The organism is Bradyrhizobium sp. 18BD, from assembly GCF_054185225.1.
The window spans coordinates 518,810-532,131 of the sequence record NZ_JAVAYL010000001.1 but is presented as its reverse complement, the minus strand read 5'-3'; the positions used below and the strand labels follow the sequence as shown (position 1 = coordinate 532,131).

The 13,322-nt window shown below is 59.3% G+C and carries 10 protein-coding genes; 7 read left to right on the top strand and 3 right to left on the bottom strand.

Going from position 1 to position 13,322, the window contains the following annotated elements:
* The first annotated feature begins 296 nt into the window (after positions 1-296).
* The 7 genes from RAD16_RS02525 to RAD16_RS02495 all read left to right on the top strand — a co-directional run bounded on the left by RAD16_RS02525 (position 297) and on the right by RAD16_RS02495 (position 5,515).
* Positions 297-1,250 (top strand): hypothetical protein, encoded by a 954-nt coding sequence (locus RAD16_RS02525; RefSeq protein WP_458156303.1) that lies wholly within the window; start codon positions 297-299, stop codon positions 1,248-1,250.
* A gap of 116 nt (positions 1,251-1,366) precedes the next feature.
* Positions 1,367-1,597 carry a helix-turn-helix domain-containing protein gene (locus RAD16_RS02520; protein WP_458156302.1) on the top strand — a complete coding sequence of 77 codons (231 nt, stop codon included), beginning with the start codon at positions 1,367-1,369 and terminating at the stop codon, positions 1,595-1,597.
* The gene (locus RAD16_RS02515; protein WP_458156301.1) at positions 1,594-2,481 is read left to right on the top strand and encodes a DUF7146 domain-containing protein; all 888 of its coding nucleotides are present in this window, start codon (positions 1,594-1,596) and stop codon (positions 2,479-2,481) included. Before RAD16_RS02520 ends, RAD16_RS02515 begins: the two co-directional genes overlap by 4 nt.
* Positions 2,478-3,854 (top strand): DUF3631 domain-containing protein, encoded by a 1,377-nt coding sequence (locus tag RAD16_RS02510; protein WP_458156300.1) that lies wholly within the window; start codon positions 2,478-2,480, stop codon positions 3,852-3,854. The genes RAD16_RS02515 and RAD16_RS02510 overlap by 4 nt, the downstream gene beginning before the upstream one ends.
* Positions 3,855-4,074: 220 nt before the next feature.
* Positions 4,075-4,338: an HGGxSTG domain-containing protein gene (locus RAD16_RS02505; protein WP_458156299.1), complete on the top strand. Its 264-nt coding sequence runs from the start codon at positions 4,075-4,077 to the stop codon at positions 4,336-4,338.
* Positions 4,335-4,904 carry a hypothetical protein gene (locus RAD16_RS02500; RefSeq protein WP_458156298.1) on the top strand — a complete coding sequence of 190 codons (570 nt, stop codon included), beginning with the start codon at positions 4,335-4,337 and terminating at the stop codon, positions 4,902-4,904. The genes RAD16_RS02505 and RAD16_RS02500 overlap by 4 nt, the downstream gene beginning before the upstream one ends.
* Before the next feature lie 383 nt (positions 4,905-5,287).
* Complete coding sequence (locus tag RAD16_RS02495; RefSeq protein WP_458156297.1) at positions 5,288-5,515, top strand: hypothetical protein; 228 nt, start codon at positions 5,288-5,290, stop codon at positions 5,513-5,515.
* A 211-nt stretch (positions 5,516-5,726) separates the two neighbouring features.
* Here RAD16_RS02495 and RAD16_RS02490 read toward each other — a convergent pair whose 3' ends face one another.
* The 3 genes from RAD16_RS02490 to RAD16_RS02480 all read right to left on the bottom strand — a co-directional run bounded on the left by RAD16_RS02490 (position 5,727) and on the right by RAD16_RS02480 (position 13,319).
* Positions 5,727-6,962: a hypothetical protein gene (locus RAD16_RS02490; RefSeq protein WP_458156296.1), complete on the bottom strand. Its 1,236-nt coding sequence runs from the start codon at positions 6,960-6,962 to the stop codon at positions 5,727-5,729.
* 529 nt (positions 6,963-7,491) lie between these two features.
* Complete coding sequence (locus RAD16_RS02485; RefSeq protein WP_458156295.1) at positions 7,492-11,931, bottom strand: hypothetical protein; 4,440 nt, start codon at positions 11,929-11,931, stop codon at positions 7,492-7,494.
* Positions 11,928-13,319, bottom strand: a complete 1,392-nt coding sequence (locus RAD16_RS02480) for an esterase/lipase family protein (protein WP_458156294.1) — start codon at positions 13,317-13,319, stop codon at positions 11,928-11,930. Before RAD16_RS02480 ends, RAD16_RS02485 begins: the two co-directional genes overlap by 4 nt.
* Between the last annotated feature and the right edge of the window lie 3 nt (positions 13,320-13,322).

The following is a 13,322-nucleotide window of genomic DNA, read 5'->3' as shown; positions in this document are numbered from 1 at the left end:
CATCTGATATTACGAAGCAACTTCTGCGCGATTTTTTACCCGTTCCAGCATCCATGCCATCGGCCTGCCCTTTACCTTTCGGACTGGACAGCCGACCGAACATCCGCCGGTTAGATCCTGCGATGCGGAACGCCCGTCCGCCGACATTCCAGATTGCTTACCTCCGTCTCTGACTGTCTACTGCGACAATTGGAAGCTGCGTTAGCCTGAGCCGGGCTCAGCACAACTCATCTTCAGCGCACAGCGCCATTCCCAATCTCCAGTCCAAAACCAGTATGCGGAAGTCGCAAGTAAAAATGAGCAAGTCTCCGACAGAAGACGAGCAGTCACAGGGCGTCGCTAAAGAGATCCAGCAACAATGGAATGAGCACGCCAATAAGGAGCGATACGCCTGGCTCTCAATGCCAAGGGTTCATCTTGCTGTTTTTGACGAACTCGCAAGAGCAGAGAGGATCGCGGAAGATCCTCGGATGAGATCTGCCTCTCCAGAGGTAAAACGTGCGATCGACAGCCAGAAGACCAAACGAGAACTCAAGGCAAGGGAAGCCGTGAAAATGTTCGGCTGGACGGCGCAACGGTTCAGCGAGTTCAAGAAACTGGCCCTAACATACCGCAATGAGCCTTCGATCGAACATTACTTGACAATCAGAACCGAGTTCCCAGAACTGGATATCCAAATTGGAATGTCCGGTGGAATAGACCCGCTCTTTGCTATTCAGGACAAATGCAAGCAGTGCGGCATCAACCCTGACTTGATCGCGAGCGCGATGGATGGGTTTGAACCGGGAATCGATCGACTCTGCCTGACTATTATGGAGTGCATCGTTGCCAGGGAAAAGATCAGTGGTCCCGGCAGCTATGAGCGGCGTCGAGCCGCAATTTCCGATGCAATGGTTAACTATCTGATTGCCTTCATGCTCGAGGGACTCGATTGGTGTGGCGACGAGGTCCGAATACCTGCATCGCTGATCCTGTTAATTCGACACCAGCTGGGCCCGCTCAAGGGAGATTTTCACAAGGAATACCAATCTCGCCAAACTATGAAACGAGCAGCCTGGATTGCTGGGCAACAGCTACAGCCCAACGAAAAACTATCCATCAATCGGCTGATAAAGCTTGCCAGCACGGGTGATAATCCAGTTCCGCGAAGCACCGCAGCGCGATGGCTGAAGGATCCGGAATTTCAAAAAGAACTTAAGTTTTCTACCGAGTTTGACGAAATCAGCCGTTCCTTCCACCTAAAGAAGTGAGTGTCCCACCAAAGAGTTTGTGCGAGACACCTGCCACCTTTGATAGGGCCATTCGCCATCACCCGCCGCTCTCCGGGTGAGATCGCCGGCATCTCGGCGGATCAGGCGAGGTCGCAATGGACAATTCGAAGGAGATTTCTGAGCGCGAACAAGAGCAGTACGCTCATCAAAGAGCGATGAGCATTGCTCAATTCTGTGAGCGCTACGGCCTTTGTCGCACGAAGGCCTATGATGAACTCAAGGCGGGGCACCTTCGCGCTCGCAAGATCGGCACACGCACCATTATTGCAGTTGATGACGCAGAAGACTGGCTGCGTCGCCTGCCGGTGCTTGGCGGTTCGAAATGAACCTCACTCTGGACGAGCTGGCCCACCGGCTGGGCGGCGATGTTCATGGTCTGAATGTGCTTGCGCCCGGCCCTGGTCACAGCGCGGCGGACCGCTCCCTCTCGATCCTGATCGATCCGACCGCGCCCGACGGCTTCATCGTCCACTCCTTTGCCGGCGATCCTCCCATGGAGTGCCGGGATTATGTACGGTCTGCAATAGGTGTCCGCGGCGGTCAACTGACCCGCCGGCCTCACCTCTCAAAATCGCTCTACTCCCGTAAGCTGAACCGTGACGCGGATCGCCGCTCCGCGGTTGCGCTGAAGCTGTGGAACGAAGCATGTGATCCCCGCGGGACGGTGGTGACCACTTATCTGGCCGCGCGCGGACTCACGATCTCCGACGACATCGCCAATGAGGTCATCCGATTTCACCCCACGCTGAAGACCAAGGTCGGATCGGCCGGTGGCATGCTGGCTCTCTTGCGCGACAACCATTCCAACGAGCCCTGCGGGATCCACCGCACGTTCCTTGACGAGACAGGGCGCAAGCTCGGCCGCAAGATGCTCGGCCGTGCGCGCGGTGCAGCCATCAAGCTCGATGCCGACGAACACGTGACGCTTGGATTGCACATCGGCGAAGGCATCGAAAGCGCTCTTGCCGCCCGGCTTGCCGGCTTCCGGCCGGTATGGGCCTTCGGCTCGTCGAATGCCATTTCGGCCTTCCCCGTTCTGACTGGCATCGAGACCATCACTATCCTCGGCGAAGTCGACGACGCTGGCGCGAATTATCGCGCCGCGACCGCATGCGCCAAGCGTTGGACCGACGCGGGACGCGAGACCCTTGTTGTTTGGCCGCAGGTCGGCGGCGACCTCAACGATGTCTGGCAGGAGGCGATCCGATGAAGGCCGAGATTCCGCCGCCTGATCAGCGCCTCCACGGCAAGGTGACAATCTTGCCGTTCCCGCCGCAGCGGGATGTGTTAGCCGTGGCGTCGACCGTTCCGCACAAGGATGCTGAGCCGAAGCCGGATATTGATGAGGAAATTCGCAGACTCACTAACCTGAGCAAGCGGGACTACGAGGTCGAACGCAAAGACGCGTCAAAGCGCCTGAACATTCGTGCCTCCGCTCTGGACGATATGGTCAAAGCCGAGCGCGATGGCGACGCCGGCGGACGAAAGCAGGGCCGTGCCTTTGGCTTCTCCGAGCCCGACCCGTGGCCCGAAGCAGTCGATGGATCCAAGCTCCTCGACGACATTCGGGCCGGTGTCCGGCAGCACGTCGTCATGTCAGACTATGCCGCGGATAGCGCTGCACTTTGGGTGTTGCACAGCTATCTGGTGGGCCATTTCGGCGTCTCGCCCCGGCTCGCGATCGTCTCTCCCGAGAAGGGATGCGGCAAGACAACCCTGCTCGACGTTCTCTCGCGCCTGGTTCTGCGTCCGCTGCTGTCAGCCAACATCAGTGTCGCGGCCACCTTTCGCATCCTTGAAATGCACCAGCCGACATTGCTCATCGATGAGGCCGATACCTTCTTGAAGGACAACGACGAGCTGCGGGGCATTCTCAATTCGGGGCACCGCCAGAACGGCTCGGTGGTCCGGATCGTCGGGGATGACCTGGAGCCGCGGGCTTTCGGCACCTACTCGGCTTGCGCCATCGCCATGATCGGACAACTGCCGGCGACCCTCGCCGACCGTTCGGTGACGATCGAATTGCGGCGCCGTCGCTCAGACGAAAAGATCGAAGGATTTCGGTTCGACCGTACCGCTCACCTTGACGAGCTTGCCCGCCGGGCCGTCCGCTGGGCAATGGACGACTTTAAGCTCGTCGAGGGGGCAGACCCCGAAATGCCGCCCGGGATCCACAACCGCGCCGCGGATAATTGGCGTCCCCTGCTGGCCATCGCCGATGCTGTTGGCGGCGGATGGCCCGAACGCGCGCGAGGCGCGGCGCTCGCGGTAGCCGCTGACCACGTCAGCGACGATTCTCTCCAGCTGATGCTGCTGACAGACGTCCGGTCCATCTTCAACAAGCGGGATGTGGACCGGCTCCCCTCGGCGGATATCGTCGCGGCGCTCGCCGTCATGGAAGGTCGCCCTTGGGCAGAGTACAAAAACGGTGCGCCGATTTCGCAGAACGGGCTGGCCAAGCTGCTGTCCGCCTACAAGATCTCTCCGGGCACAATTCGTATCGGCGAAACAACGCCGAAGGGCTACCACCTGTCCCAGTTCGCGGACGCTTTTGAACGCTATCTGCCCGCACCGGAGGAGTAAGCCGCCACAGCGCCACAAGAGCCTTTTTCATTGGATTTTATGGTCCGGTCAAACCGCCACACGGCGACTCTTGTGGCGGCTCTGGTTGGGCAAAAATCCCCGCAAAATCGGGCGTGTTGCGGTGTGGCACCTGTCTAGCCTCAGATCCTGCGTGCTCGCATGGAGGGGGCAGGAGGCAGCCGAAGGACAACCCCATGAACCAAGACGCAGTGAGACGCCCATGAATGAAGAGACACTGAGACGACTCTCGAATTTGCGTGCCGCGCCCCGCTGCGGAGCACAAAGTCGTGCAGGCACACCCTGCCAGTGTCCGGCGGTACGAGGGCGGACGCGGTGCCGTATCCATGGCGGACTGAGCCCTGGCGCACCACGCGGCGAAAAGAACGGCAACTTCAGGCACGGCTTCTGGACCTGCGAAGCCGTTCAGGAACGTCAGTGGGCGAAAGAGATGGTCGAGCTTTATACCAAGGCGGTCGACGAATGAGCGACGACGTACCTGCGGTGGCGGCGGTCCCCATCTCAAAACGCTCGGACCGGAGGACGCGCGTGAAGCTGCGGCGGATTAACTCCGATATTGCGAAGCCTTACCCGCCGGATGGCGACGCAAAACGCTGGTGGGAACGGCTCAAGGCCGCCTTGGGGACCACCTCGAGCGATTTCGTGAACGCGACGTTGATGCAGATCCAAAACGCCTCGCGTCTGCCCTCGGGCGGCATCTCGGAGATGAGCGTCAACGCCGCGCTCGCCTTCATCGAGGCGACGGAGCCGACGAACGAGATCGAAGCGGCGCTCGCGATTCAGATGGCCTGCACCCATGCAGTTGCGATGGCGGTCTTGAGCAGGGCGGGGGGCGCCTTCGGCGGCGACCGTCATGTGGCTCTGATGGCAGCAGCCAGCGCTCGGCTGTTGCGGGCGTTTGCGACTCAGGTCGAGGCGATGCGCCGCCTCCGCAACGGTGGTACGCAGCTCATTCGCGTCGAGAAAATCGAGGTTTCCGATACTGCACAAGCTGTTATCGGAAACATCAGCTTGCAACGTCCGCGGTCGTGAAGTCGAGGTGCAACATCGGATTGGCCCACGTTGCTTCCCGGGTGCCGGGCTCGTTCCGCGAGACACCCATGCGGCGGGCATTCTCTTTTTATGCTGCGGTGTGTTCTACCGGCCCGCATGAAGTCCCAGCCCCCGGCACTGATTTCTCGATCGATTTCAGTAGTTGGCTCGATTTCATGTGGTCATCTGGACTGCGACGCGCGGAGACACCCCGCGGTTGTTCAATCGTGTCATCCGTTTCACGGGCCCGATTGAGGATGGGTCCTAAGTCGCGGCGCGAGCGTTGCCTGCTCGCTCAATTTCTTTGGGGGTTACATTGGACGGGGTATTGAATGCCGCCCCGCATGCGATACTTCTCTTCAGTGTCAACGCGGAGAGGCAATATGTCCGACGTCGAGCGCACTCCGGCCGGACTCCAGATGGTTATCCCCGGATGCGAAAAACGGACCTTGCCGCGGTCAATATCCCGCGTTGATACGAGCGGTCAAGGCTTGCTCGGCTTTTACCAGCCGCCGAGTTTGCGCGAGCTGCTCGCAAACCACGCCGGTGCACCCTTGCGGCCGAGCAAAGGACAAAAGGCGTTGCCGAACGACGGGCTGTTCGGCGGATAGGAAGTCGCTCAATAACATAGAGGTTAATTACACCCTTCGGCGGTAGCCACTAATGGAAGGGCTGTGTCCCCTGGGGAGTGTCACGCACGAAGAGAGTAATGTATCCGTTTATCGCAGCCTACGTATCCAGGGCTGTCCGCCGCGACGCTGCATAATAGTCCACTATATTATTTCGATTGCGGCTCGCGGATCCCCACATCTTACCCCACGATTATACGTCGCTGTCGCCCTCGCTCAGGCGAAATCCGTCTTCCGAACCGTCGAGGTAAAAGCTACGGTCGGGCGCCTCGAGAAACCGGCCGTTCCTGACGGGATCAATGCGATCTGCCTCGGCAAGCGCCCATTGCGCCCAGCGCTCGACCTCCTCCGCCGGCGTATTCACCCCCTCTCCGCCGGCTGCCTGTCTGACCTCATGGACATAGACGCGGATGTCGGTGGCCCGCCGTAGGGTCGCGGCTTCGTCCAAGAGGCGGTCAATTCGCGCTTGCTCCAGTCGTTGCTGGCGCTCCCGCTCCTGCCGTTCAAGTTCGATCTTGTGCTGTCTTATCTCCTCTTCGCGCTCGGCCTTACGCTTTACCCGCCATTCGAATTGCCGCACGCAGCCTTCCCGATACTTGAGCTCGGCTGCAGCGACGATCTCGACCGCGATTTCTGCCATCATGCGCTCAAGCGGGGAATCTTCGGTATCCAGCCAGGCCGCGCGCTCCACCTCGCGCTGATAACCTTCGACGATGGCAAACCGTAGCGGATCGGATTTGCCCCCGGTCGGATGAGGACTCTGTCCGGTCCCCCGCCGCGTCACCTTCGGCCTGTCGAGCGTGAGGAAGACTGCGGTCTGATGGACGGTGATAGTGATTTCCCGGGCTTCGTGTCCCCTCACCTCAGGCTTGCCGCCGCACCGTGCCACGGCCAGGAACAGCGCGTTCAGCAGCCGAAGTCGCCGTTGTTCGAACGGGGTATCGAAGATCGGCTTGTCCCAGGAAAAAGTATAGGCGGCTGTCCTTTGCTTCTCGCGGCGCGCCTCGTCTTGGCCGAGAAGTTTGGCGACGATCGGATGCTTCAAGGTCAGCATCTTGCCAACCTTGAGCGTCCCGATGACCTTCCGGATCCGATCGCGGACCAGCACAATGTCTTCCGAAAACTCAGGCCGGTCGGGCAATGGAGCCAATAGCTCGTCGTCTGTCAGCGACCTCTGCCAATAGCACCGTGTGCCGAGATGGATTTCGTCGCTCATCCCCGGCGCGCGTGCCGGCAGCATCACCCTAGCGGTGGGCTTGCCGGCCTGGAGCTTGGCCCAGTGGCCTCTCGGCGGGACCGGGATGTCGAATTTGGTACAAGTGTTTTTCAGTGTCGGCGACGAAACCGAGAGCTGCGTTGCGAGCTCGCCAAGAGGCGTTGACCACAACATCTCATATAACTGAAGTCGTGTCGTCATCCGCTGCGACATTCACCATAGTGCCTTGAGCAGATCACAGATCGGCAATGTTCATGGTAACTCTCTCAACTACACGAAGGTAATCTCCCTAGCCAGTACTGAGTGCCCTGCTTGATAGGGCCGGTCACAAGCTTGAAGACCAACGTCCGCTAGCGGCGCCAAAGGACGAGTTGACGCTTCACCAAGGCCGTCGTCGCAAGAAGACAAAGATCACAATGATCCATCGCCCACTCGAAACTGGGCGAGGCCGGAAAACGTCCATTTGAGGCGAGAACCTGAGCACCCGGACGATTCTCACATGTGTCACCCCCATCGGCGAAGTTGAGCCTTCGGTGATTACGGCCTCAGTGATGGCATGAAGGATGAGCTGGCCCTCGCCGATCTCTCACACCACGTATCCCTGCTGACCTGAGCCGAAGCGACGACATGACCGAGGAGGTGAGCGGACCCAATCCACTGAACTTTTTCCCAAGGACGGAAACGTTGTCGTCGTCAGCTCTGTCATTCGGCTAGCTTTAGGAGCCGATCGACAGGCTAACCTCTAGTAGAGGTACCATGGCCCTGTCCACACATCGAAGCCGAAGAGATAGCGAGCCATGAGCCCAACCAAGGAATCTACAATAAGAAAAAGAAGCATCCCAACGATCAAGGACCCGACGCGAACATGGACTCTTGGATCGGAAGGTGCAGCCCAAACCTTCGACTTCACAAATTCGGTTGAGCCTCCGAATTCCATATTGATCCAGGCGTGGGCGAACTGCGGCTCGATGTCTTCGAACGGATCTGCGGCGCGTATTGAACCGCCATCGGTCACTAACTCTTTGGTTCGCGCCACAAATTCCGTAGGGTCCGGGAAGGGGATAAATCCCAATTCCAGGCTGAGCAGCCCCCGGTGAGTGCCAGCAAAAACGCCGCCGGCAGGGTCATGTGCAATCGAAGTCACCGCGATCCCTAAATCTATTGCAAGCAGCTCAATATGTGTCCGTGCATCCCACAGTCGGATGGTGCCATCATGGCTTCCCGACATTACTAGCCGGCGACCGTCTTTCTCGCTGAGCAACACTGCAGTAACTGGGCCTGCGTGCCCGACTAGCGGCTGGCCGATCAACTCTCCGGTACGCGGATCCCACAACCGAACGGTCCCGTCCCGACTTCCTGACACAACGACCAACCGGTCGTCGATCTCACCAAGGGTGACTGTATTGACCCTGCTCTTGTGCCCCCTAAATCGCCGAGCGAACGACTTCCTCTTTTTGTGCACATCCCATAACCAAATCGTCCCCTCCACACTCCCTGCCACTACGACGGGTCGCCCTTGGATTTCGGCGAGCGCGATGGTGCAGATACCTGTCGCTCTAGCCCTACCCATCTGCGAGTAGGTACGCCCATCGCACATCCGAATGGTCGTGTAATCGGCGAAAACTACAAGCGGACGATCATTGATGACCCCTAGAGCTATCGCGGAGGTACGGGCAACGTGCCCCACAAATGTCGTGAAATTTCTCGTAAGCGCGTCCGAGAGTTGAACTATCCCCCCCTCTTTTCCGCAAGCGACCACCGGGCGGCCATCGAATGCGCCAAGCGCGATCGTCCGAATAGCGGTTAGGTGCTCGCTCACGAACGGATCACCTGTACGCGCATCCCACAAAACAAGTCGATCCAAGCTTCCAGACATTACGATCGCACGGCCGTCAACGCGCTCGTGGGCTATCGCGCAGACTGCGCTATTGTGTCGCCCAAGTCGCTCGCCCCCTGACTCCTCTGCTCGTGTATCCCAAAGCCGAATGGTCCTATCGCCGCTTCCCGACGCTACGATCAATCGGCCCTCAACCACTCGAAGCGCGACGGTATTAACTTGGCGTTCGTGTCCCACCAGCGCCCGACCGATCGGCTCACCTGAGCGCCCGTCCCAAAGCCGGAGCGTTTGATCGTTACTTCCCGAAACCACAACAGTACGTCCATCGACTGTCTCAACTGCGACCGCGGAAACCGCGCCTGTGTGCCCCTCAATTGGTCGGCCAATTGACTTTCCGGTGCGTGCGTCCCAAAGTCGGACCGTTTGATCGTTACTTCCCGAAACCACAACAGTGCGCCCATCGACTGCCTTGACTGCCACCGCGGTGACCGCGGCTGTGTGCCCCCTAATCGGTCGGCCGATTGACTCTCCGGTGCGTGCATCCCAAAGTCGGACCGTTTGATCGCTACTTCCAGAAACTACGACAGTACGTCCATCGACGACTCCAACTGCGACCGCTGTAACCGCGCCTAAGTGTTCCTCAATCGGTTCGGCGATCGGCACTCCCGTGCGTCCGTCCCACAGCCGAATAGTCATATCGCTGCTGCCCGACACTACGATTGCGCGACCGTCGATTTCTCCAAAAGCAACCCCGTTGACGGCGCCGGTGTGTCCCGCGAGCGTTTGGCCAATCGGCTCGCCCGTACGCGCGTCCCATAGCCGAACAGTTCGATCCTCACTTCCTGACGCCACGACCGTCCGCCTGTCGATTTCCCCAAGTGATAGGGCCGTGATCCAGCTCGCGTGCCCCTCAAGCGGGCGGCCAATCGGCTCCCCGGAGCGCGAATCCCATAGGCGGACGTAGTCGTCTTCCCCTCCCGAAACCACAATCGCCCGGCCGTCGACAGTGCCGAACGCGATCGCGGTTATGGCCTTGGAATGCCTCCCGATGATCCGGTAGGGAGTGGATGATTGCACTCGCGCCCAACGGCACCGCCAACGGGACGAGACCGATGGCTCCAGCACCGACGCTAAGTCGGGCGCTTCCATCTTTGCCGTCAAATGAACGAGCGCAAATCGCTCAAGTGGAGGTCGCCCGATCAGCCGATCCACCACACGATTGTAAACGTCTGCAAACCTCCGCAGCTTCTCGTCGCGTATGCTCGAAATCTTCGTTACAAGTCGCAATGGATCGGCCACGGCCAGATAGCCAGGATCGCGGATTAGGACTTCCAGGCAACTGGCCATTTCCGCATGGGCAGCAAGGTGTCTCCAGAGGTAGCGGTCGGCATCAAGCCAAGCGGCGCCTGCGATCTTATCAGTGAGCGCCGCGACGATCCGCCCCTGAGCCTCACCTGCTTCATGGCGCCCGCGATAGTGATCCGCCAGCGCCTGATGTCCCAGGCGATAGACGGCCTGGCCGTCTTCTCCCGTCTCGATGATGTGCCAGCCAGCATGGTCCAGCACCCATTGCACGTCATCGTCATTGTAAGAAAGGTTGGCCAATGCGTTGGCGACCGGTGGCCATACCCGCCGTGTCAACCCCTTACCCTCGCCCCATGCCAACGCCGCAAGCAGATCGTCGACCCGCTGCTGCTCCGAGCCGAAGCGGGCTTGTAAGTCATGCGCAAAAGCCTCTAGCGCCGTCGCAGGAAGGGTCCCATCCAGCCGTTCCAGCTCCTGGAGCGTCCGGGATACAATCCGGGCATAGAGGAAGACACCGTCTGCCCGCTCGGCCACCCGCTCGGCCACAGCCGCGATCCCAACTGGGTCGTTGCGGTGCTTGGGGGAAGCGGCGAGCCGAAGCCTCACATAATCGGCAATGTCCGTTTGGGTCTCCCGCTCGTCTTCGAGATCGTCAATGCGCACATCAGACCCGAACACGGCACGAAGCCGGCCGTGACGCTCTTCGCCCGCCGGCACCACCGCACCGTCAAGGCTACGCCGACTGCCGACCAGAACCCGCACCAGCGTCAGCCGGCCCAGCGGGACGATCAGGCGCGTGGCAATGCCCCGTCCTTGGTCGCCGGTCGCCTCATCCAGTCCGTCGATCATAATCGTCACACGACGATTGAGCCCGCCGACCGCTGCTACCAGGGCTTCGACGTCGATGGTGACCTGATTACCGGCCGAAAGCGCTAGCGCCTGCGCCACAGCGCGTGCACAATCGCCGATCGTCTTACCCTTGGCGTGTATTGCGACGTCAATGATGCCCTCCGGCGGGACCGTACCGTCAGCCAGCTTAGGCAAGACACCCGCCTGTGTGGCCGCCGCGCGGTACTCCGGATCGGACAGCGTCGCCACCCGCCCCATCACCGCCGACTTCCCGCTCCCTGGCGGACCGGTTACTATCCTGACGCCATGCTGCGCGCCCTCAAGCCAAGTGATCAGTTCGCTTAATAACCGGCGCCGACCAGCAAAATACCACCCGCTCGTTCCCACCTCGATTCCGCGCGCGGCTAGATCGAAGTGCTCAGCGCCGCCCGATTGCTTAAGACGCCAAGCTCGCTCCTCAACGACCTCCGCGACCAAACCAGGCCGATATAGAGGGTTGGGGATAAAGTCTTGACCAACACCGTCCGCTCTGTAGTGGGGCCCGCTCAGATCGCCCAGAAGCAATTTGCCTACGGCCCTGGCAAGAAACTCGGAATGAATGAATGCATCTTCGCCAGACCACAAGCGCGGTGCTTCGGCTTCAAACAGAACGGATCTCACCGCCTTGCAGAAGATTCCTTCTTGTGCCCTTTCGAGCGGATGTGAGGATGCAATCACCGCTATTGCGCGCTCTTGTCCCGGCAGCGGCGAACGGATCGCGAGGACTCTTGAGAATGCCGAGGCAATCTCCGCGGCCCCCTGCCCCGAATAGCAGGTATCCAAAATCACAAGAATTTTCTCTGCCTTGCAGTTGGCGATAACGGGACCGAGGCTGCCTGCCTCGATTGCGTTGAAACCGGTTAGCCCTGCACGTGGTGAATTACGACAAATCAGATAATGTGCGCTGTCCGACGTCCCGTGTCCCGTCCAGAACAGGATGAGACGAGCGTCAGTAGGAACGTTTTCAAACCAATCTGCGAGCGCTCGTTCAACAATTTGCTTGTCACCACCATCGAGCAGATCAGGATGGGCCACCGTGTAGCCGCTACTTTTCAAAGAGTCGGCCAGCGCACGTGCCGCTTTAGCGGCCCGCGGCAATTTTTCCCATTGTTCACAAGAGGGTTGCGCGACAATGAGTGCCTCCGATCTCACGGCGCATTCCCCGGGTTCCAAACCAAGATCCAATCTGAGACCGGTTCAACCGGTCGCTTCGGTGTCGCGGATCGAACCGTAATGCGCCAAGCACCCTCGGCCAATCCGTTAATTGTTGCACTATATCGACCATCTACAGTGGGGCGCATTAGAGTCGGACTTACCGTTGTGTGTCCTTCTTCGCCTTCGCAGACTACAAGAAGTGGTAGCGATTGATCGCCATCCTTAGAAGATGCTTCGATTCGCACGGGACTGCCTAGCGGCACCAGCTCAGGGATATCGACGCCGATCCGCGCTCCGCCCATAAACCTTCCTAATTGATAGGTGAGAATTCCAAAGAGCTGGGTCAAAATCGAGTCGGTCGACTGCAGCATCGTGTGCATCTGAGACACGAAAACCGACGCAGAATCGTCCTGCCACTCGGGAGGATGCGATGATGGCCGCGGCACAGTGCCGTCGCCGGCGTAGTCCATCCCTTTATGGCTGCGCATTGGCTCCACTCTTCCACCGCGAACGAGGGCCGATTGAGCTGTCGGCTGATCAACTCCCTTAATCGCGAATGTCTGGTAAGGTGGACTTTCCCCAACAGCTTCGATCATTCGTGCATGAAAAGCCAACCCCTCGCGGATGTTGACACTGGCCACATCGGACAAATCCACGCCATTCAAGTCGCGCAATTGGCCATCACCGAGATCGAGGCATTGATAGGTCGGCAATAGCTGGTAAACAGAGGGGAAACTGCGAACAAGTTCATCAACAGCAATACCTAGCCGGCCAAATCCGAGGAACATTCCGTTCCCGATGGCATCGAGCGCATTGACCGAGCCTCGATAAGGTGTGCCGATAGTGATTAGCTTGCGCGTGACATCGCGACCGCCAAGCATTTCGAGAAACCAGCGCGCGACGAGTCCACCCATTGAATGGCAAACAAGAACTAGCTTCGCATCTTTGTTTTGCGTGAAACGTTGCCAGCGCTCCAAATGCGGAAAAGCAACGTCGGCAAGCCGCTTGCCGTTTAGCTGGTTGGATAACCGCCAATCATAGGGAAACTCGACCAGGTTTCCTGGTTCGTTGTCAGTCGATGGCGTCAACGAGAAGCGGCTCCGAAGATGCTCGCTCAATCGTCCATATCCATCGACCTTCCAAAAGCGCGGGATCATCCCAAGGCGTGGTAGCATGCGGGGCGCGCTGACACCGTCGATGGGATCTTCGTGACCGATTCCGGGGTCGAGCTTTAACTCTTTGAGCGCACTCCCAAAGTTCACAAGATTAGCGATGACAGACTTACCGGGCGCACCCCAGATTTCCCGACCGTCCTTGACAAGCGTAGATCCGAGAATGCCCGGCACGATGACAACGACGTCACGCATTGGCTGCGGTTGTGCCATTTG

Excerpts from the sequence above, each read along its gene's own strand:
- RAD16_RS02520 (WP_458156302.1), top strand. The coding sequence starts at position 1,367 with ATGGACAATTCGAAGGAGATTTCTGAGCGCGAACAAGAGCAGTACGCT.
- RAD16_RS02515 (WP_458156301.1), top strand. The coding sequence starts at position 1,594 with ATGAACCTCACTCTGGACGAGCTGGCCCACCGGCTGGGCGGCGATGTT.
- RAD16_RS02480 (WP_458156294.1), bottom strand. The coding sequence starts at position 13,319 with ATGGCACAACCGCAGCCAATGCGTGACGTCGTTGTCATCGTGCCGGGC.
- RAD16_RS02490 (WP_458156296.1), bottom strand. The coding sequence starts at position 6,962 with ATGTCGCAGCGGATGACGACACGACTTCAGTTATATGAGATGTTGTGG.
- RAD16_RS02500 (WP_458156298.1), top strand. The coding sequence starts at position 4,335 with ATGAGCGACGACGTACCTGCGGTGGCGGCGGTCCCCATCTCAAAACGC.
- RAD16_RS02505 (WP_458156299.1), top strand. The coding sequence starts at position 4,075 with ATGAATGAAGAGACACTGAGACGACTCTCGAATTTGCGTGCCGCGCCC.
- RAD16_RS02510 (WP_458156300.1), top strand. The coding sequence starts at position 2,478 with ATGAAGGCCGAGATTCCGCCGCCTGATCAGCGCCTCCACGGCAAGGTG.
- RAD16_RS02495 (WP_458156297.1), top strand. The coding sequence starts at position 5,288 with ATGTCCGACGTCGAGCGCACTCCGGCCGGACTCCAGATGGTTATCCCC.
- RAD16_RS02525 (WP_458156303.1), top strand. The coding sequence starts at position 297 with ATGAGCAAGTCTCCGACAGAAGACGAGCAGTCACAGGGCGTCGCTAAA.